Annotated in this window: 14 protein-coding genes and 1 pseudogene; 10 read left to right on the top strand and 5 right to left on the bottom strand. The window is 64.5% G+C overall.

The window, feature by feature from the left end; genetic code table 11:
- The first annotated feature begins 14 nt into the window (after positions 1-14).
- The 9 genes and pseudogenes from ACMGGN_RS11310 to ACMGGN_RS11270 form a co-directional block, all read left to right on the top strand.
- Complete coding sequence (locus ACMGGN_RS11310; protein ID WP_046785546.1) at positions 15-1,382, top strand: DUF1329 domain-containing protein; 1,368 nt, start codon at positions 15-17, stop codon at positions 1,380-1,382.
- Between the two features lie 54 nt (positions 1,383-1,436).
- A complete protein-coding gene (locus ACMGGN_RS11305) occupies positions 1,437-2,498 on the top strand; it encodes a WD40/YVTN/BNR-like repeat-containing protein (RefSeq protein ID WP_251962364.1) in 1,062 nt (353 codons plus the stop codon).
- Positions 2,499-2,501: 3 nt separating this feature from the next.
- The gene (locus ACMGGN_RS11300) at positions 2,502-5,000 is read left to right on the top strand and encodes an efflux RND transporter permease subunit (RefSeq protein WP_115275125.1); all 2,499 of its coding nucleotides are present in this window, start codon (positions 2,502-2,504) and stop codon (positions 4,998-5,000) included.
- Positions 4,990-6,180: an MFS transporter gene (locus ACMGGN_RS11295; RefSeq protein WP_414156776.1), complete on the top strand. Its 1,191-nt coding sequence runs from the start codon at positions 4,990-4,992 to the stop codon at positions 6,178-6,180. The genes ACMGGN_RS11300 and ACMGGN_RS11295 overlap by 11 nt, the downstream gene beginning before the upstream one ends.
- A gap of 70 nt (positions 6,181-6,250) precedes the next feature.
- Positions 6,251-6,823 carry a cupin domain-containing protein gene (locus tag ACMGGN_RS11290; protein WP_046785541.1) on the top strand — a complete coding sequence of 191 codons (573 nt, stop codon included), beginning with the start codon at positions 6,251-6,253 and terminating at the stop codon, positions 6,821-6,823.
- Positions 6,820-7,812 (top strand): fumarylacetoacetate hydrolase family protein, encoded by a 993-nt coding sequence (locus ACMGGN_RS11285; protein ID WP_046785540.1) that lies wholly within the window; start codon positions 6,820-6,822, stop codon positions 7,810-7,812. The genes ACMGGN_RS11290 and ACMGGN_RS11285 overlap by 4 nt, the downstream gene beginning before the upstream one ends.
- The gene (locus ACMGGN_RS11280; protein ID WP_414156775.1) at positions 7,803-8,786 is read left to right on the top strand and encodes an NAD-dependent epimerase/dehydratase family protein; all 984 of its coding nucleotides are present in this window, start codon (positions 7,803-7,805) and stop codon (positions 8,784-8,786) included. The genes ACMGGN_RS11285 and ACMGGN_RS11280 overlap by 10 nt, the downstream gene beginning before the upstream one ends.
- Positions 8,783-9,565: a cyclase family protein gene (locus ACMGGN_RS11275; RefSeq protein ID WP_115275122.1), complete on the top strand. Its 783-nt coding sequence runs from the start codon at positions 8,783-8,785 to the stop codon at positions 9,563-9,565. Before ACMGGN_RS11280 ends, ACMGGN_RS11275 begins: the two co-directional genes overlap by 4 nt.
- Before the next feature lie 297 nt (positions 9,566-9,862).
- A pseudogene (locus tag ACMGGN_RS11270) lies at positions 9,863-10,003 on the top strand (DUF6021 family protein); the annotation flags it as partial.
- 34 nt (positions 10,004-10,037) lie between these two features.
- Here the strand turns inward: ACMGGN_RS11270 and ACMGGN_RS11265 are convergent.
- The 3 genes from ACMGGN_RS11265 to ACMGGN_RS11255 are packed head-to-tail and all read right to left on the bottom strand — an operon-like array spanning position 10,038 to position 15,147.
- Positions 10,038-11,798, bottom strand: a complete 1,761-nt coding sequence (locus ACMGGN_RS11265) for a S8/S53 family peptidase (RefSeq protein WP_414156774.1) — start codon at positions 11,796-11,798, stop codon at positions 10,038-10,040.
- Positions 11,799-11,801: 3 nt separating this feature from the next.
- Positions 11,802-13,655 (bottom strand): ABC transporter ATP-binding protein, encoded by a 1,854-nt coding sequence (locus tag ACMGGN_RS11260; RefSeq protein ID WP_046785535.1) that lies wholly within the window; start codon positions 13,653-13,655, stop codon positions 11,802-11,804.
- A 16-nt stretch (positions 13,656-13,671) separates the two neighbouring features.
- Positions 13,672-15,147 (bottom strand): MFS transporter, encoded by a 1,476-nt coding sequence (locus tag ACMGGN_RS11255; RefSeq protein ID WP_204917735.1) that lies wholly within the window; start codon positions 15,145-15,147, stop codon positions 13,672-13,674.
- A gap of 215 nt (positions 15,148-15,362) precedes the next feature.
- Here ACMGGN_RS11255 and ACMGGN_RS11250 point away from each other — a divergent pair, with 215 nt between their 5' ends.
- Positions 15,363-15,743 (top strand): termination factor Rho, encoded by a 381-nt coding sequence (locus ACMGGN_RS11250; protein WP_404601146.1) that lies wholly within the window; start codon positions 15,363-15,365, stop codon positions 15,741-15,743.
- Positions 15,744-15,767: 24 nt separating this feature from the next.
- On the opposite strand, the gene ACMGGN_RS11245 is transcribed toward ACMGGN_RS11250, so the two are convergent.
- Together ACMGGN_RS11245 and mtlD are read right to left on the bottom strand one after the other, a co-directional pair.
- On the bottom strand, positions 15,768-16,892 hold the full coding sequence (locus ACMGGN_RS11245; protein ID WP_414156773.1) for a mechanosensitive ion channel family protein: 1,125 nt from the start codon (positions 16,890-16,892) through the stop codon (positions 15,768-15,770).
- 199 nt (positions 16,893-17,091) lie between these two features.
- Complete coding sequence (gene mtlD / locus ACMGGN_RS11240; RefSeq protein WP_119688787.1) at positions 17,092-19,224, bottom strand: bifunctional mannitol-1-phosphate dehydrogenase/phosphatase; 2,133 nt, start codon at positions 19,222-19,224, stop codon at positions 17,092-17,094.
- Between the last annotated feature and the right edge of the window lie 219 nt (positions 19,225-19,443).

The raw sequence follows: 19,443 nt of genomic DNA, 5'->3' as shown, positions 1-19,443 counted from the left end.
CCGAGGACTACCCGATGAAACACAACAATAAAGTCGTTTCCCTGTTCACTGCCCTGAGTGCCTCGCTGCTGCTCGCCCACGGCGCTTTTGCCGCGGTGTCCCCCGAGCAGGCGGCAACGCTCAAGACCACACTGACCCCATTGGGCGGCGAGCGTGCCGGCAATGCCGACGGCAGTATCCCCGCCTGGACCGGCGGTTACACCCAGGTCGACGCCGCTTACAAGGACGGCGGCAAGCGTGGCGACCCGTTCGCCGCTGACAAGCCGCTGCTGACAATCACTGCGCAGAACATGACGCAGTACGCTGACAAGCTGACCCCAGGCATCCAGGCGATGCTCAAGAAGTACCCCGACAGCTACCGGTTGGACGTGTACCCGACCCACCGCAGCGCTGCCGCACCGCAATCGGTGTATGACGCAACCTTTGCCAACGCCACCAGCGGCAAGTTGGTGGACGGCCCTGCCGGCGCCATGCCCGAAGGCGCCTCCGGGGGCATTCCGTTCCCGATCCCGGGCAATGGCGTAGAAGCCATGTGGAACCACCTGCTGCGCTGGCGCGGGGCCTCGTGGCACGCCAGCTTCAACCAGTACCTGACCACCGCCGACGGCAAGCACGTGCTGACCAACGATTCGCGCGCCGATTTGCAGATGCCCTGGTATCTGCCTGGGGGCAGTGGTGACAAAGGTGTGTTCTGGTCCATCCGCATGACCAACGATGGGCCGCCATTGCGGGCGGGCGAGGCCATCACCGGCCTTGAAAACCTCAATGCCGATAAAGCGGCGGTGTGGACCTACCTGCCTGGTCAGCGCCGCGTGCGCCGCCTGCCCAATGCCTGCTGCGACACGCCGACCCCAGCTACAGCGGGGGTGATGAGTTTCGACGAACTGTACGTGTTCAACGGCCGCCTGGACCGCTTCGACTGGAAGCTGGTGGGCAAGAAAGAGATGTACATCCCCTACAACGCCAACAAGGTGTTTACCGCCGCCAACGCCGAAGCGCTGCTCGACCCGCATCACCTCAAGCCACAAGCCATCCGCTGGGAACTGCATCGGGTGTGGGTGGTGGAGGCGACGCTCAAGGAGGGCCAGCGTCACGTGATGCCCAAGAGCACCTACTACCTCGATGAAGACACCTGGGCGGCGGTGCTGGGTGAGCGATACGACGCACGCAACCAGTTGGCCAAAGTGGTCTGGACCTCGCCGGTGGTACTGCCTGACCTGCCTGGCGTGGTGACCCTGACCAACGGCTTCTATGACCTGCTGTCCGGCGCGTGGTTTGCCGGCGATCTGTTTGCCGGCAAGCAGGAGCAGTACCGCATCGTGCCGCCCTACAAGGACTCGGTATTCACCGCCGATGCCATGGCGGGTGAGGGCGTGCGCTGAGCAGGCGCATTGCACCTGGGCTGTATCGACTACAAGAACAAAAGGTTGCGTGCGATGAACAAGATGCTCCATGGCTGGCTGCTGGCCGCCTGTTGCGCGCTGCCCCCGGCCTACGCCGGCGGTAGCGTGGATGTGCTCTCGCAGCCCGCAGTGCAGGGCCCCCAGGCCTTGCGAGCGGTGTTGCAGGATGTGGCCCGTGCCGGCACGCGCCTGGTGTCGGTGGGCGAGCGTGGCGTGGTGCTGCTCTCGGATGACAACGGCAAGGCCTGGCGCCAGGCCAAGACCGTGCCGGTGAGTGTCAGCCTGACCGCGGTGCAGTTCGTCGACGAGCGCAACGGCTGGGCGGTTGGCCACGCCGGCGTAGTGCTGCGCAGCGAGGATGGCGGCGAGCACTGGACTTTGCAGCTCGACGGCAAGCGCGCCGCTGCGCTGGAGTTGCAGGCAGCCGAGGCATCTGCTGATGAGCGCCGTTTGGCCGCGGCACAACGGCTGCTGGCCGACGGTGCCGACAAGCCGTTGCTGGCGCTGAGCTTTGCCGATGCGCAGCACGGCCTGGTCGTGGGCGCCTACGGCCTGGCCATGATCACGGCCGACGGCGGGCGCAGCTGGCAGTCCGGCATGGGCCTGTTGCCCAACCGCCGCGGCCTGCACCTGTATGCCTTGGCACGTCAGGGCGCTGACGTGTATGTCGCCGGCGAACAGGGCCTGCTGCTGCGTTCGCGCGATGCCGGTGCTCATTTCGAGGCTTTGCAAGGCCCTTATGACGGGAGCTACTTCGCTGCCAGCGTGCTGCCCAACGGGCGGCTGCTGGTCGGCGGGTTGCGCGGTTCGTTGTTTGCCTCCGATGACGGCGGTGCCAGTTTCCAGGCGTTGGCCAACCCGATTCCTGCTTCGCTCAACGGCATCCGCGTCGCCGGTGATCAAGTGTTGCTGGCCAACCAGGCCGGGATGCTGCTGCGCAGCAGCCTCAGCGACTTTGCCGCGCATCCCTTGCCGGTCTCCGATGGCCTGCCACTGACTGCCGCCACCACTGCCGCCGACGGTTCCATCGTCGCCGTCGGCATGGCCGGTGCACGCCGCCTGGCACCTTCTTCTTCCTCTTCCACGAAGGACTGAGCCATGCATGCCATGAATCCGCCCGCGCCTTGCAGCGGCCGTCTCGATGACTTCGACAACATGTCCGGGTCGCTGCTGGAGCGTGCGCTGTTCAACCACCGGGCGCTGGTCCTGCTGTTGTGCCTGGCCGCGACCTTGCTGCTTGGCTGGCAGGCCACGCGCCTGACGCTCAACGCCAGTTTCGAGAAGACGATTGCGCGCGATCACCCATTCGTCCACAACTACCTGGAACACCGCCAGGAACTTGCCGGCCTGGGCAACGCGGTGCGCATCGCCGTGGCCAACCCCAGTGGCAGCATCTACGACAAGGACTATCTGCACAGCCTGCAGCAGCTCAACGACGCGGTGTACCTGCTGCCGGGCGTCGACCGTGCGGCGATGAAGTCGCTTTGGACCCCCTCAACCCGCTGGGCCGGGGTGACCGAGGAGGGCCTGGAAGGCGGCCCGGTGATCCCCGACGGCTACGACGGCGGCCTCGCGAGCCTCGAAGCGCTCAAGCGCAACGTCGAACGCTCCAACGAGATCGGCCAGTTGGTGGCCTTCGACCAGCGTTCGAGCATCGTCTACGTGCCGCTGCTGGAAACGACGCCGGACGGCAAGGCGCTTGACTACACCGCCTTCGCCAGCGAACTGGAAACCCTGCGTGAACGCTTCCAGCAGCAGGGTGTGCAGATTCACATCACCGGCTTCGCCAAGGTGGTGGGCGATCTGATCGATGGGCTGAGGCAGATCCTGCTGTTCTTCGCCGCCGCCATCGCCATCACGGCTGTCGTGCTCTATTGGTACACCCGATGTGCGCGCAGTACGGCGCTGGTGGTGACCTGCTCACTGGTGGCAGTGATCTGGCAAATGGGCCTGCTGCCGGTGCTGGGATACGAACTGGACCCGTACTCGGTGCTGGTTCCGTTTCTGGTGTTCGCCATCGGCATGAGCCATGGCGCACAGAAGATGAACGGCATCATGCAGGACATCGGCCGCGGCATGCACCGCCTGGTGGCGGCGCGCTTCACCTTCCGCCGGCTGTTCCTGGCCGGGCTCACTGCGCTGTTGTGTGATGCAGTGGGTTTTGCGGTGCTGATGATCATCCGTATCCAGGTGATCCAGGACCTTGCCGTCATCGCCAGCCTCGGCGTGGCGGTGCTGATCTTCACCAACCTGATCCTGCTGCCGGTGCTGCTTTCCTATGTCGGCGTCAGCGCCCGAGGTGCGCGCCGTAGCCTGCGCGCCGAAGAAGCGGAGGCGAGCGGGGCGCAGAAGCACGCGATGTGGCGCCTGCTGGACCACTTCACCCGGCGCCGCTGGGCGGCGTGGTGCATTGCACTGGCGGTACTGATGGCCGCTGGCGGATTCGCCGTGAGCCTGCACCTGAAGGTCGGTGACCTGGATGCTGGCGCCCCCGAGCTGCGTGCGGACTCGCGTTACAACCGCGACAACGCCTTCATCACCGAGCATTACGGTGCCAGCAGTGACGTGTTTGCGGTGATGGTGCGCACGCCAGCCGGCGGCTGCTCGGCCTACGATACCCTCAAGCGTGTGGACGACCTTGACTGGCAGTTGCGCGGCCTGCCGGGCGTGGACTCGACCAACTCACTGGCGCTGCTCAACCGCAGGGTACTGGTTGGCCTGTCTGAAGGCAGCCCGAAGTGGTACGAGCTGGTGAACAACCAGGCGACCCTGAACATGGTCACCGCCAACGCCCCGCGCGGGCTGTACAACGATGACTGCAGCCTGCTCACGCTCTATGCCTACCTCACTGACCACAAGGCCGACACGCTTGCGCGGGTGGTGGACAGCGTGCAGACCTTTGCCCGCGACAACGACAGCGAACAGGCCACCTTCCTGCTCGCTGCCGGCAGCGCCGGCATCGAGGCCGCCACCAACCAGGTGGTGAAACAGGCCAACCGCGACATGCTCTGGTGGGTTTACGGGGCCGTCATCCTGCTTTGCCTGGTGACCTTCCGCTCCTGGCGTGCGGTGCTTTGCGCGGTGTTGCCGCTGGTGCTCACCTCGATCCTTTGCGAAGCGTTGATGGTGGCGTTGGGCATCGGCGTGAAGGTGGCGACCTTGCCTGTGATCGCGCTCGGCGTCGGCATCGGAGTGGACTACGCGCTCTATGTGATGAGCATCGTGCTGGCCCAGCTGCGACAGGGGGCGAGCCTTTCCCAGGCGTATTACCGCGCGCTGCTGTTCACCGGCAAGGTGGTGATGCTGACTGGCGTGACCCTGGCCATTGCGGTGGGCACCTGGATCTTCTCGCCGATCAAGTTCCAGGCAGACATGGGCGTGCTGCTGGCCTTCATGTTCGTGTGGAACATGGTCGGGGCACTGGTCCTGCTGCCGGCACTGGCCTACTTCCTGCTGCCGCAAGGCCAGGTGCGTTCGCAGGCGGATCCGGTGTTGCCTGCTCGTGAGCCTTTGTCGCAACAGTGCCTGGCAGGCGCTGAACTCACCCCGCGCCAGGCGAAGCTTCATTCGCTGGAGGAGGTGAGCCATGGCCGCTGAACGTATCGCCGGCAGTGTTCAGGCGCTGCTATTGCTGTTCGGCAGCTGCCTGCCGGTGCTGGGGGCAGTGCTGATCGCGCCTGTGCTGCCACGCATGCAGATGCATTTCACCGAGACGCCCGGCGTCGCGGTGCTGGTACCGGTCGTGCTGACGCTGCCTGCGCTGGTGATTGCGTTGGCGGCACCATGGGCCGGGATGCTGGCGGACCGTGTCGGCCGACGGGCTTTGCTGCTCGCCAGCATGCTGCTTTACAGCGTCTGCGGGGTGCTGCCGCTGTGGCTGGATTCACTTGGCCTGATCATCGCCAGCCGCGCCGGCATTGGCCTGGCCGAAGCCGGGATCATGACCTGCTGCACCACATTGATGGGTGACTACTTCGATGGCCAGCGCCGGGAGCGACTGTTTGCCCTGCAAATGGTCGCCACCTCGCTGTCAGCGGCCCTGTTCATGGGGCTGGGCGGGGCACTGGGCGAGAACAGCTGGCGTACGCCGTTCGCGCTGTATGCAGTCGGCGTGCTGTGCCTGCCGCTAATGGCCTTGCTGTTGTGGGAACCTAAGGCCCGCCGTGTCGAACCTCAACACGCCCAGGCTTCACGCTTTCCCTGGGCCGCCTTGGCGCCGATCTACCTGCTGACCGGCCTGGCGGGTGTGAGCCTGTTCATCGTACCGGTGCAGGTTGGTTACCTGCTGCAACTGCTGCAGGTGGATGCGCCCCAGCAGGTGGGCATGACCATGGGCGCCAACCAGCTCGGCGTGCTGGCCGGCGCACTGGCCTTCCGTTTGCTGGCCCGCCAGCCTGCTGGCCGCCTGCTGGCGCTGGGGTTTGCCACGGCGGGGCTTGGCGGCGGGCTGATGGCGCTTTCCACCAGCCACGCAATGGTGGTGTTGGCCGTACTGGGCAATGGCCTGGGCGTGGGCCTGTTGCTGCCCACCCTGATCAGCCAGGTCATGCAGCACGTCGGTTTCGACCAGCGCGGCCGGGCCACGGGCGGCTTCACCGCAGCGATTTTTGCCGGTGAATTCATCAGCCCTTTGCTGGTGCTTGCGCTGACCGGCGGCGCGGCGCCGCATCTGCCCCAGGCGCTGCTACTGGTTGCCCTCAGCCAACTGATCCTGGCGCCGCTGTGCCTGCTGCTGTTGCGTCGCGCCCGCGCGGCGGGCGCAGTGGGGGCGCTGTGAACGATCAGCTTTACAACACAGGCCCAGGTGCCGCCCCTGGCACCGGCCACGGTAATTGACAGGAGACAGCATGCAGTCACTTGCAACCTTCAAACGCGTCGTCACCGGCCACGACTCCCAAGGGCAGGCGGTAGTGGCCAGTTGTGGCCCTACGGCGCATGACTTTGCGCTCAAGGCGGTGCCTGGCACGGTGTTCTACGAAGTGTGGAACAGTGCCGGCAGCCCGGCGCTGCTGGATAACGGCGACGACCCGACCGCCCGGCCCCTGCAATTGAGCCCCGGCCCGTTGGGCAGTGTGATCCGCGTGGTGGATATCCCGCCGGACAGCCTGCAGAACCAGGTCAGCGCTGAGCAGGCGGCGGCCGCCTTCGCCGAAATCGGCGAAGCGCATGCCGGCACCGGCAACGCTGATTCAAAGCACAAACTGATGCACCGCACAGAAACCCTGGATTACGGGATCGTCACTGAAGGTGAGGTGTGGCTGGTGCTGGACGGCGACGAGGTACACCTCAAGCGGGGTGACATCGTCGTGCAGCGCGGCACCAATCATGCCTGGAGCAACCGCACCGCGCAGATGGCCCGCATGGTATTCATCCTGCTTGACGGTCGTTACGCCGAGCAGCTCAAGGAGGTGCTGCCATGAAGCTCGCCACACTCAATGACGGTAGCCGCGCTGGCCGCCTGCTGGTGGTTGCCCGCAACCTGGAGCGGGCGGTGGAGGCCAGCAGCATCGCCGCTACGCTGCAGGCTGCCCTGGACGACTGGGCGCAGGTCGAGGGCGACCTGCAGCAATTGTATGAGCAGCTCAACGCCGGGCAGGCCCCGGGTGCGTTCGACCTTGACCTGGCACTGCTCGCCGCGCCGCTGCCCCAGGCCAGGCAGTGGCTGGACGCTTCATCCTTCCTCAGCCACGGCGAGCTGATGCAGAAGGCCTTCAACCTGGACCCCATCGATGGCGTCGAGCACATACCGTTGATCTATCAGGGGGCCGGCGACGACTTTCTTGGGCCGCGGGCCGACATTCCCTTGCCCAGCGAGGCCCACGGCATCGATTTCGAGGGCGAGTTCGCGGTGCTGGTCGACGACGTGCCCATGGGCTGCCCGCCGGACCGGGCCTTGCAGCATGTGCGTCTGGTGCTGCAACTCAACGACGTCAGCTTGCGTGCACTGGCGCCCAGGGAAATGAAGACCGGCTTCGGTTTTGTCCAGGCCAAGCCCGCCAGCAGCTTTGCTCCGGTGGCGGTTACCCCCGACGAACTCGGCGACGCCTGGCGCGACGGTCGTGTGCACCTGCCGCTGAACGTGGAGTGGAACGGCGAGTGGTTCGGCCACCCCCATGGCGGAGCCATGCATTTCGGGTTCCACCAACTGATCGCTCACGCGGCGCTGACCCGGCGCCTTAGCGCCGGGACCTTGATCGGCTCGGGTACCGTGTCCAACGCGGACCGTTCCGTAGGGTCGGCGTGCATCGCTGAGCGCCGTGCCATTGAAACCATCGCCCACGGTGCACCGCGCACGGCCTTCATGCGCTTCGGCGACCGCGTGCGGATGGAGGCACGGGACACCTCAGGCGAGGTGCTGTTCGGCGCCATCGAGCAGCGTGTGGTGCCGGGAGGTTGGCAATGCGCGTGATGGTCAGCGGGGCCAATGGCTTCCTCGGTCGCCAGCTGGTAGGGCGCCTGCTGGAGGCGGGGACGCTGCGCGGGCAGCGTATCCAGGCGTTGCTGGTGCTGGACCAGCAACTGGACGGGTTACCCGACGATGCGCGGCTACGGCGCCATTATGGCAGTGTCACCGACCCTGCCTTGTTGCGCCGGGCGCTGGCCGATGGTGTGGATGTGGTGTTCCACCTGGCCAGTCTGCCCGGGGGCGCCGCAGAGGCGCAGTACGAGCTGGGTTACCAGGTGAATCTGCAGGGCAGCCTGGAGCTGCTCGACCAGTTGCGCAATGCCCGGCGACCGCCAGTGCTGGTGTACGCCAGCAGCGTTGCGGTGTATGGCGGCGATCTACCCCAGCGCATGGATGAAGACCAGCCGGCCTCGCCGCAACTGTCCTATGCGGCCCACAAACGCATGGTGGAAATCGCACTGCAGGACCTGGCGCGGCGCGGCGAGGTGGATGGCCGCGCGCTGCGCCTGCCCGGCATCGTCGCCCGGCCGCGCGAGCCGAACGGCCTGCGCTCGGCGTTCATGAGCGACTTGTTGCACGCCTATGCGGCTGGCGAACCCTATACCTGCCCGGTCTCGGCTCAAGCAAGCGCCTGGTGGATGTCGGCGCGCTGTTGCGTGGACAACCTGCTGCATGCCGCCGAACTGCAAGACCCGGGCTACGGGCGGATCTGGCAGTTGCCCGTGCTGCACTTGTCGATCGCCCAGGTGCTTGCCGGGCTGCAGGCCTGCCTTGGCGACGAGAACCATGCATGCATCAGCTTCGCTCCCGAGCCACACCTCGAAGCGCTGTTCGGTCGTTATCCACCCTTGCGCACAACCCAGGCCCGCAAGCTGGGCTTCTGCCATGACGGCTCAGTGCTTGGCCTGCTGCGCAACGCCCTTGATCTGCCACCGCGCCGCAGCATTGCGGCAACCCGTAAAGGAATGTGTGCATGAACGTGAACAAGCGTCGCTTGCTGGACCTTTCTGTAACCCTGGACAACAACCCTTACACTGACCCACCGCCTTTGCTGCCAAAGATCGACTACATGGACCACCAGCAGGGCTGGCCGGAAATGGCCGCGATGTTCCCTGGCCTGCGCAAGGAAGACCTGCCGGGCGATGAGTCGTGGGCAGCTGAACGGCTGCAGATCACCACCCACAGCGGTACGCACATGGATGCGCCCTGGCATTATGCGTCCACCACCAATGGCGGCGAGCGGGCGTTCGGCATCGATGAGCTGCCTTTGGAGTGGTGCCTGCAGCCGGGTGTGAAGCTGGATTTTCGCCACTTGCCGGACGGCCACGTGGTGACGGCGGCGCAGGTGGAGGCCGAACTGGCTCGCATCGGCCATCAACTGCAGCCGCTGGACATCGTGCTGGTCAATACCCGCGCAGGCAGCCTGTTTGGCCAGCCCGGCTACCTCGAAGCCGGGGTTGGCATGGGCCGCGAAGCGACGCTTTACCTGTTGGAGCGGGGGGTAAGGGTGGTCGGCACCGATGCCTGGAGCTGGGATGCACCGTTCAAGTACACCCGTGAACGTTTCAGCGCCACGGGCGATGCGTCGATCATCTGGGAAGGCCACAAGGCTGGCCGCGACATCGGGTATGGGCAGATGGAGAAACTGGCCAACCTGGAGCAGCTTCCGGCCTATGGCTTCATGGTCAGTTGCTTCCCCTACAAGATCCGCCAGGCATCCGCCGGGTTCGTTCGAGCAGTGGCCATCTTCGATTAGCAAGGCTGGCGGCCAGCCGCCGAGCTGGCCGCCCATCCCGGCACAACGATGGCGAGGTGAACTTTATCGGGCGTCCAGGCTTCCTCTGTTACAGCAGCGGTTGCCCCGGTGGGGCAGCCAGCGCTGCATCACGCCAAAGGTTGAGGAGGGGCAATGAAGACGCAAAGCACGCTAGCGCCTGAAAAAGCAGGCCAGGCAAAGGGCCAAGGTGAAGTAGAGCGGGACAACGATGCCCGTCGGCCAGACGGCTCAAGCGGTACGGCGCATGATTCCACCGCGCAGCAAACCGCGCGAGGCAAGGGGCCGCACTCGTCCGAACACGCCGACACCGAGGATGACCTGGGCTTTGACCCGGACTCACCGGATCTGGACGACCCGCAGGTCGATCCCCAAGGGCCGGCCAAGCCGCCCAGGGATGTGGAGAAAAAGGCAACATGATCGAGGCCGTGAGCGCGGATGTGCTGGGTGATGCTCAGCGCACCCGCTCACGGCTTTGTACCGAAAGCTCCAGGGCTTTTTGCATGTCCAGCCGCGCAGAACGCCCCACGTCCCGGTCATGCAACTGAAAGTTGCGCTCGGAGGGCAGGATCGGTGCGGTGAGGTCTTCGGCGTCCTCTCGCTCGAAGTCGTGATTGCCGCCAATGGTCATGGCGCTACGGCGCAGCAGCATGCGCAGCTGCTCGGGCTGCAACTGCGGGTTGATCGACAGCATCGCGGCCACAAGGCCTGTGACCATCGGGGTGGCATAGGACGTGCCGCAATGCACCGCGCCGGGCTGGCCTGCCTGGCGGGTCGAGGCGTGGGCGCAGGCTGCGGCGGTGATGTCGACGCGCATGTCTACATTCGAGGTGCTGCGCTTGACGGCGTAGTTCGGTGACTCGACAGGGGCAGAAGCCTGCCCGCTACGTTGATGGCCGCCCACCACGAGCAATTGTTCGGTGATGAAGGAGGAGGGCAGGCGATACTCGTCGGTGCCCGAGAACGAGGCGCCGTTGCCGGCCGAGTTGACCACGACCACATCCGGATGGGCCTTGCGCAGCCAGAGAAAGAACTCCTCGAGCAGCTCTTCATAGCCGCCCATGGCAATCCCGGAGCGCAGCAGGGAATCCACCTCATCGCCTTGCACGTTGCGCGCACCGACGCGGTGAATGCCCCAGCTCCAGTTGAGTACGCGCACGCCGTCCTCGACCAGGTTCACCGATGCGGCGATGTTGGCGGTGATGCCGGCATCGGAGTTGCGTTCGACAATCACCTCGAAACCACCTGCCGCCTTGTCCAGCCCCCGCAGGAAGCCGGTGTTGCCCCCGTCATCCCAGCCGGCGGCAAGAATGCCGGCGACGGTTGTGCCGTGGTTGTCCGGTTTGCTGGCATCCTGGGCATACACGCAGGTGCGGTGCCCCTCGCAGGCGCCCAGGTAGTCGGCGAAATCTGCGGTATCGAAGTCGACATTGCGTTCGATCACCCCGACCCGAACCGGGGTGGGCAGCACCGGCACCTGGCGGCCCGGGATGCGCCGCTGATAGTAGTGCACCGCATCGAGGAAGCGGTTGGCAGCCCATTCGTCCGAGCCTTGCGCAGGCTTGCTGGCCCCCGGTGCCTTGGGGGCGGCGTGTTCTGCCTCTTCGGCCGCCGATTCCTCCACCACCACCGCATCCACGCTGGTTTCACCGCCCAGGCGCAATACCAGCGCGTCACGCTGCACCAGGTCCTGGGCGGGCAGGCGCAACTGATACAGGTTCAGAGGAGCGATGCTGCCCACCACCTTGGCCCCGTATTTGCGCGCCAAACGTTCGGCTTCCTGGCGGCCGTCGTGGTCCTCTTCTATCAGCACGCTGACCAGATCGACATAGGTGGTCAGGCCATCCATGTTCCTGGCCACTTCCTTGGGCCCTGCGGCCAGCACATGGTTGTTGTGCAGGGTAAGCCAGGCGGCATTGCTGGCACGCGGGCCGTCCTGCAACCACAGCGGGCCGCTTTGCACGGCCGTGCCGTCCAGTTGCAGGCGCAAGGTATCCCCCTGGCGCTGGACACGCTCCGGGGCCACTGCCTTGCCGCTGAGCAGCAGCTGCGGCGTGGCCTGGCCAAGCCCTTGCACGCGCAGGCACCAGGTTTGCTGCTGGTTGTCCATCAAGTCGCCGCAGCGTTTGAGCTGTTGCAGGCGCAACGGCTGCTCGGCGAGCGCAGCGGTGCTGACAGCCAGCGCCAGGGCAAGGGCAATCCGTGAATGGCCCATGGCTTACTCCATGGCCTCGGCCACGCCCTGATCCTCACCCAGGAAACCACCGCTCTGGTGCTGCCACAGCCTGGCATAGGTGCCGTTCCTGGCGAGCAGTTCGCTGTGGGTTCCCTGTTCTATGATGCGCCCCTCGTCCATGACGATAAGCCGGTCCATGGCGGCGATCGTCGACAGCCGGTGGGCGATGGCGATAACCGTCTTGCCTTCCATCATTTCATTGAGGCTTTCCTGGATGGCGACCTCGACTTCCGAATCCAGCGCGCTGGTGGCTTCATCGAGCAGCAGGATCGGGGCGTTCTTGAGCATGACCCGGGCGATGGCGATGCGTTGGCGCTGCCCGCCTGAAAGCTTGATGCCGCGTTCACCCACCAAGGTGTCATAGCCGCTGTGGCCTTGCCGGTCGCTGAGCTGCTCGATGAATGCGTCGGCCTGGGCGTTGGCTGCGGCGCGGCGGATCTGTTGCTCGGTCGCATCTGGGCGGCCGTAGGCGATGTTGTCGCGGATGGAACGGTGCAGCAGGGAGGTGTCCTGGGTGACCATGCCAATGGCGCTGCGCAGGCTGTCCTGGGTGACCTTGGCAATGTTCTGCCCATCGATACGGATTTCGCCGCTGTCGACGTCGTAAAAACGCAGCAGCAGGTTGATCAGCGTGGACTTGCCCGCACCGGAACGGCCCACCAGGCCGACCTTTTCGCCTGGGCGAATGTGCAGCGTCAGGCCATCGAGTACCTGACGTTCGCCGTTGTAGTTGAAGCTGACATTGTCGAAGTCCACCGCACCGCCAGTGGTCTTGAGCACCCCGGCGTTCGGTGCATCCTGCACCTTCGGGCCGCGCGTGAGGGTTTCCATGCCATCCTGCACGGTGCCGATGTTCTCGAACAGCGAAGTCATCTGCCACATGATCCAGTGCGACATGCCGTTGACCCGCAGTGCCATGGCGGTAATCGCCGCAACGGCGCCCGTGCCCACTTCGCCCTGGTGCCAGAGCCACAGGGCATAGCCGCCAGCGCCAGCGATCAGGCCGACCACCAGCGCCTGGTTGACGATCTCGAACTGGCTGACCAGGCGCATCTGGCGAAAACCGGTGAGCTTGAAGTCTTCCATTGCCGCCCGCGCAAAGTGCGCTTCACGCTTGGAGTGCGAGAACAGCTTCACCGTAGTGATGTTGGTGTAGGCGTCCGACACTCGCCCGGTCATCGACGAACGCGCGTGGGCCTGCTCCTGCCCCACTTGCCCCAGGCGCGGCACGAAGTACAGCATGGCCAGCCCGAACAACGCGACCCAGGCAATGAAAGGCAGCATCAGCTTGAGGTCGAAGCCGCCGGCCAGGGCGATGATCGCGATGAAATACACGCCGATGCCCGGTGCGATCTCGATGATGGTGAACAGCACCTCGCGCACCGCCAGGGCCGTCTGCATCACTTTGGTGGTGACCCGGCCGGAAAACTCGTCAGAGAAGAACGACAGGCTCTGACGCAGCATCAGCCGATGGAAGTCCCACCGCAGCCGCAGCGGCAGGTTGATTGCCAGTACCTGGTGCTGCACCATCGTGCGCAGCGCCACCAGGCCTATGCTGGTCAGCAATACGATGGCGATGCCCCACAACACCCGGGTTTCCTGCCCATCGGCTGCGCCGCCCGCCTGCCAGGCCGAAAGCAGGTCGACGACCTGCCCCAGGAAGGAAAACAGCCAGGCTTCATAGATCGACACCCCGGCGCTTAGCAGCGCAAGCGCAAGCACATAGCCACGCGCGCCTCGCGTGCAGGCCCACAGGAAGCGCAGCAGGCCAACCGGGGGTGGTGGAGCCTCGTCGGGTGGGAAAGGGTCGAGCCGTCGTTCAAAGGCGCGCAGCATAAAGTCTCCGAATGGGTCAGGTGTCGCTCACTTGCGACAGGGGTCTGGCCACGTGTTCAAGTGGCCGTTGTTCTGCCGCCACGCCCCACAGCGCCTGGGCCAGTGCCGCGATGATCATCAACGCTGCGCCGATCAGGTAGCCGTACAGGACATTCAGGCGCTCACCGGTCTCGATCAGCGCGCCGAACAGGGTCGGGCCGATCAGGCCGCCAAGCCCTGTGCCGAATGCATAGAATACGGCAATGGCCAGCGCGCGGATTTCCAGGGGGAAGGTTTCTGCCACGGTAAGGTAGGCCGAACTGGCGGCTGCCGAGGCAAAAAAGAAAATCACCATCCAGGCAATCGTCTGCTCGGTCACATCGATCAGTTGCTGCTGGAACAAGTAACCGCTGCCGGCCAACAATACCCCGGAAAGCAGATAGGTCGAGCTGATCATGATGCGCCGCCCGACCACGTCGAACAGCCGGCCCAGCAGCAACGGCCCGCAGAAATTGCCCAGAGCGAACGGCAGGATGTACCAGCCCACCTGGGCAGCCGGCACGTTGTAGAAGTCGGTCAGCACCAGGGCATAGGTGAAGAAGATCGCGTTGTAGAAAAAGGCCTGGGCGGTCAGCAGTGTCAGCCCGACCAGTGCCCGCCGCCGGTGCACCACGAAGAGGCTGTGGAACACCTCGCGCAGGGGCGTGTGATCGCGTGCGCGCAGGCGCAGGGCCGGGCTTTGCAGCGGGGGAATGGCGATGCCGCGCTGGTGGTAATGGCGCTCGATGGCGGCGACGATGCGTTCGGCCTCTTCCGGCTGATTGTGAATCATCAACCAGCGTGGGCTTTCCGGTATCCACAGGCGCATCAGCAGGATCAGCAAACCGAGTACCGCGCCGATGCCGAAACACAGCCGCCAGCCCAGTTCGCCGCCCAGCACCGCCGGGTCGAGCAAAATTACTGCGCCCACCGCACCCAACGCTGCACCGATCCAGAACGTGCCGTTGATGGTCAGGTCGACCCAGCCGCGATAGCGCGCCGGGGTGAATTCCTGGATGGTCGAATTGATGGCGGTGTACTCACCGCCGATGCCGGCCCCGGTGAGCAAGCGAAACAGCAGAAAGCTCCACAGGTCCCAGGCGAACGCCGTGGCAGCCGTTGCGCCGATGTACAGCACCAGCGTGATGAAGAACAGCTTGCGCCGCCCCAGGCGGTCGGTTAGCCAGCCGAACAGCAATGCACCCAGTACGGCTCCGGCGATGTAGGCTGCGCCTGCCAGGCCGATCTGGATATTGGTCATTGCCAGCGTCGGGCTGGCCTTGAGGGCGCCCGACACCGAGCCGGCCAATGTCACCTCAAGGCCGTCGAGCAGCCAGGTGATGCCCAGCGCCATGACCAGCAAGGTGTGAAAACGCGTCCACGGCAGCCGGTCGAGGCGGGCCGGAATGTCGGTGCTGTAGAAGCGCTCCTGCGCAGAAGCGCCGGCTGGTTGCTGCAAGGCGTGGGTCGTCATGGCACGTCCTGTTGGCTGACGGGGCAGGGCTGTTGGGTCAGCGTCTTTCAGAAGAGCCCATAGGCGGATAAAAGTTTGATTCGTTTCGCTCGGGGCAGGCCATCAGCCCAGTTTGGCATGCCACGGTGAACATTCACGGCCCCACGCCCTCAAAATCACAGGGTCTCAAGGTTGTGCCTGCAGCCCGGTATTCCATCCACAGAGGAGTAAATGTCATGCCACGTGGAGACAAGGACAAATACACCGAAAAGCAAAAGCGCAAGGCTGAGCACATAGAAGAAAGCTATGAGCATAAGGGGGTCTCCAAGGATGAGGCCGAGGCTCGCGCATGGGCTACCGTCAACAAGCAGTCTGGAGGTGGCGAGAAAGCTGGGGGCTCAGGCAAGAAGACCACGCCCGGCGAAAAGAGCACCGCGCGTTCTGATTCCGCCAGGCGTGCGGCCAAAACCCGTCAGGGCCATGCCCGCGCATCAGGCTCGTCCCTGGAGACCCAGACCAAGGAAAGCCTGATGAAGGAGGCCCGCAGCAAGGACATCAAGGGCCGCTCCAGCATGACCAAGGCCCAATTGGTCGAAGCCCTGCGCAGGCACGGTTGAAAGCGGCCAGAGCCCAAGTGCCGCTCAGGCCTCCTTGAAGCCCCGCCCCTCGATGCCCTGGCCCAGGGCATCGGCCCCTTGCGGCAGCGCTGTGACCTTGATCGCCCGCACCGGTACCGCGAATGTTGCGCCGATTCTGGAGAACCGTTCGAGCAGGCGGAAGTTGATGGCCTGCTGGATGTCCATGTAGAGGTTGTAGCCTGGGTCCTTGACGATGTAGACGCATTCGAACTCCAGCGCCTCCTTGCCGAAACCGCGCAAGTGGGCGCGGTCGAAACGCGCCTGCTCTTGTGCCTTGATCGCTTCCTCGACAATGGCCGGGGCTTTTTTCACGGCCTCGGTCGGGGTGTCGTAAGACAGGCCGAACTCAAAGACGATGCGCCGCTCCTGCAGGCGCTTGTAGTTCTGGATGGTGCTGCTGATCATGCTGGCGTTGGCCATGACGATCTGCTCACCGCCCAGGCTGCGGATGCGCGTGGTCTTCAGCCCGACCTGTTCGACGGTGCCGGCCAGTGCGCCGATGACGATGAAGTCGCCCACCTCGAACGGCTTGTCCACGGCAATCGCCAGCGAGGCGAACAGGTCGCCGAGGATGTTCTGCACGGCAAGCGCAACGGCAATGCCGCCCACGCCCAGGCTTGCGACGAAGGCGGTGATGTTCACGCCCAGGTTCGACAGCATGGCCAGCAGTACCACCGACCACAGCAGCACCCGTGCGCCCCACCCCGCCAGGGTGGCCAGGGCGCTGCCCTGATTCAGGCCCGCGGTGCTGTGCCGGGCGAAGTAACGGTTAAGGCCCAGGCCGATGGCGCGGTTGACCCACAAGCCGATCTGCAGCGCCGCCACCACGAACCAGAGGCTGCCCACCCGGCTCAGCCAGCGCTCGGGCAGGTCGAGCATGCTCAGGCCTACCAGAACAGAGGCAAGGAACAGCAGGAAGTTGCTGGTGCCGGACAGCACTTTGGCCATTACCTGGCTCAGTGCGCCGTCATGCTCGGACCAGCGTTGCACCCGCCTGAGCAAAAAACTGATGGCCGCCCGGGTGGCCAGGAAGGTCAGGGCGGCGACAGCCAGTGCCAGCAGCAGGTTGAGGATGGAAATACCGAACACGGTGGTGTCGGTGAAAAATTCGATGATGCGATCGTTCATGAGCGATTGGCCTCCTGGTTGCCCTTGAGTGAATTCGCACGTGCAGTTCATCGGACGCCGACAGGGCGTGAGAGGTCGATCGGATTTTGGGTTTTTCTCGGCCTTTGCATGCCTTGAGCGCTTCGACGCCCTTGAGAGCGAGCGCCGCGCGGGCGGCGCTCGCTCTCAAGGGCGTCTGCCTATCACGACGAACCAGGCCTCACTGCGCCGCGTACATCACTGAATCCTGCTCCTGCTGCAACTGCCTGAAATTCCCTGCAATGGCCTCGATCAGCGCCGCGTCGCCAACCGGGTCCAACCCCGGGTAAGGCTTGCCGTTGTAATCGCCCTTGTGGGTAAGCACAGCCTCGACGCTTTCGCCATTGTCCTGGTAAAGCCGCTTGATGGTCTGCGCTTCCAGGTCTTTGCTGTCTTTGCAGCGCAACGCATAGTGAATGCCAAGTGCTGCCCCGAATGCCAGGCCGGGGGTTTCGATGCCGTGCTTGTGGGCAAGGTCGATGCTGCTCAGGATGCGCTCGTTGCGCTGAAGCTTGCGCAGTGGGTCGCGCCCCACACGGGCGCAAGGGTCTTTGAACGACGTTTTGCAGCGCTCCAGGAAGGTGCTGGCAAAATCGCGCACCGCCTCTGCCATGTCGGCATTCTCAGCCACCAGTGCTGGCGCGACTTCCTGGCCGATCAGGCGCTCGGCCAGTTCACTGACCCGGTCGTCGCCCATGGCCTGGCCAACCCAGTCATAGCCCAGCAGGCTTGCATACCAGGCAATGATGGCGTGAGGGCCGTTCCACAAGCGGTTCTTGATGACCTGGATCTGGGCGATGTCGGCGACCGTTTTCACCTGGCGCAGACGCTCCAGCAGGTCACTGCCGCGCTCCACATACAACGGCATGTCCGGCTCGCTGTTGAACAGGATCAGGTGCAGCTGGCTCATCGCGTTGCTGGACTGCGCGAAAGGCCGGAATCGACAGATCAGGCGCTCGTATTCAGGTACCGGCGCGGATGGTTTGCTGGCCGGTGCAGGCTCGTCGTCGAGGCTGTTCTGGAACATTTGCGACTTGATGCGCAACTGGCGGACCAACGCCTCGTTGCTGAGCTTGGACACGATGCGGCTGACCACCGTTTCAGCGAAATGGGTCTTTTGCAGGATCTGTTGAGTGATGTCCGGCGTGCACAGCAACTCCAGCTCCGCCTGCACGTGCAGGCGCACGAACGCGGCGCCACCGATCTTGTTCAGCACGATCAGGATGGTCAGGTCACGGCCCCGGCGCTCGAAGCGTCGCAGCAAGCCTTGGGCAATCACCTTGGCCTGTTTGCGGATGGCCTGCTCCGGCAGGCTCAGGCCGATGATTTCTGCCGCGTTGTACATGTCGATCACCGCCTCGGCATCGTCCATGTCGATCATGCGCACATTTTCGATGGTCTGGTCGAACGAGGTGGCGCCGTAACGCACGCTGTAACGGCCAAACGCAGAAACGGTCTCGCGCAGCATGCGCGAACGGGTGGCGGCGATGATTTCACATGGCCGGGTGTAGCCGTCCCAATGGGAAAATACCTGGGTCAGGTAACCGCCGCCGATGGCGCCGAACCCGTGAATGCCGACACGGAACTGGTTCAGCGACGCTGGAAAGGGCTCTTCAAGCTGCGGCATGCCCAGGTCAGGCACGCACTCGCTCAAGTCGGCGAGGAATTCATTCATGCTGCGGTAGGCTTTCAGCGCGCCCGCTTTGACTTCAGCGGCCGGCGGCTTGATGTCTTCGATCAGGATCGCCTGGCCTTCGGCACGGATGGCCGAAAGCATGCCGTTTTCCGAGTCTTCGACCATGAAGCACTGGCTCGGCTCGCAATTGAGTGCGGTGGCGGCGCGCAGGAAGATTTCGGGGTGGGGCTTGCCTTGGCTGACTTCGTCGCCACACACGGTGATGTCGAAATACTTGAGTACATTGGCATTGATCAGGTACTCCTCGGCGATGGCGCGGCGGCTGGAGGTGGCGACCGCCATGGTCAAGCCAGACTTGCGTAGCCGCTCCAGCACTTCCAGCAAGCCGGCCTTGATCGGTACGCCGTGATTGCGCACGTACTCCAGCTCAAGCTCATCGGCGCGCTGGCGGATCTGGGCGTACGGGAAGCCGTCACCGTTGTGGGCCTTGGCGAGGGCCTCGGCTTTCTTCGCGCTCAGGCCCAGCGAGCCGATCAATGTTTGCTCGCTCAGCGCCTTGCCGGCAATTTCCAGCGACGCTTGTTTCAACGTCTTGAAGCGCAGGCGCTCGGTATCGAACATGGTGCCATCCATATCGAAGATGGCGCTGAAAATGCGTTTGCCCTGAAAAAAGATCATTCGGTATTGCCCCTTGGTGAATCGTGATTCATCTCGGCTTGCAGACGGGTACAAGCGAGCATTGCGAAAAAAACCGCTGCTTGAGCTGTCAGGTAGGGGGCATGCGATCGACAGGGCCGCGCACCGGCGCGACGTAGAAATAAGGGGGGACAGAGCGGGGAGTGCAGAGGATGTCTGCGAGCTTCGAGGCAGCTCGGGCGCCTTGTTTGACTTCACGCC

It is taken from the genome of Pseudomonas sp. BNK-30, from assembly GCF_047456185.1.
GTDB lineage: Bacteria > Pseudomonadota > Gammaproteobacteria > Pseudomonadales > Pseudomonadaceae > Aquipseudomonas > Aquipseudomonas putida_E.
The sequence above is the reverse complement of the archived record's forward strand: the minus strand, read 5'-3'. Positions and strand labels throughout refer to the sequence as shown.

Excerpts from the sequence above, each read along its gene's own strand:
- ACMGGN_RS11275 (WP_115275122.1), top strand. The coding sequence starts at position 8,783 with ATGAACGTGAACAAGCGTCGCTTGCTGGACCTTTCTGTAACCCTGGAC.
- ACMGGN_RS11260 (WP_046785535.1), bottom strand. The coding sequence starts at position 13,655 with ATGCTGCGCGCCTTTGAACGACGGCTCGACCCTTTCCCACCCGACGAG.
- ACMGGN_RS11310 (WP_046785546.1), top strand. The coding sequence starts at position 15 with ATGAAACACAACAATAAAGTCGTTTCCCTGTTCACTGCCCTGAGTGCC.
- ACMGGN_RS11290 (WP_046785541.1), top strand. The coding sequence starts at position 6,251 with ATGCAGTCACTTGCAACCTTCAAACGCGTCGTCACCGGCCACGACTCC.
- ACMGGN_RS11250 (WP_404601146.1), top strand. The coding sequence starts at position 15,363 with ATGCCACGTGGAGACAAGGACAAATACACCGAAAAGCAAAAGCGCAAG.
- ACMGGN_RS11305 (WP_251962364.1), top strand. The coding sequence starts at position 1,437 with ATGAACAAGATGCTCCATGGCTGGCTGCTGGCCGCCTGTTGCGCGCTG.
- ACMGGN_RS11295 (WP_414156776.1), top strand. The coding sequence starts at position 4,990 with ATGGCCGCTGAACGTATCGCCGGCAGTGTTCAGGCGCTGCTATTGCTG.
- ACMGGN_RS11285 (WP_046785540.1), top strand. The coding sequence starts at position 6,820 with ATGAAGCTCGCCACACTCAATGACGGTAGCCGCGCTGGCCGCCTGCTG.
- ACMGGN_RS11300 (WP_115275125.1), top strand. The coding sequence starts at position 2,502 with ATGCATGCCATGAATCCGCCCGCGCCTTGCAGCGGCCGTCTCGATGAC.
- ACMGGN_RS11265 (WP_414156774.1), bottom strand. The coding sequence starts at position 11,798 with ATGGGCCATTCACGGATTGCCCTTGCCCTGGCGCTGGCTGTCAGCACC.
- ACMGGN_RS11245 (WP_414156773.1), bottom strand. The coding sequence starts at position 16,892 with ATGAACGATCGCATCATCGAATTTTTCACCGACACCACCGTGTTCGGT.
- mtlD (WP_119688787.1), bottom strand. The coding sequence starts at position 19,224 with ATGATCTTTTTTCAGGGCAAACGCATTTTCAGCGCCATCTTCGATATG.
- ACMGGN_RS11255 (WP_204917735.1), bottom strand. The coding sequence starts at position 15,147 with ATGACGACCCACGCCTTGCAGCAACCAGCCGGCGCTTCTGCGCAGGAG.
- ACMGGN_RS11280 (WP_414156775.1), top strand. The coding sequence starts at position 7,803 with ATGCGCGTGATGGTCAGCGGGGCCAATGGCTTCCTCGGTCGCCAGCTG.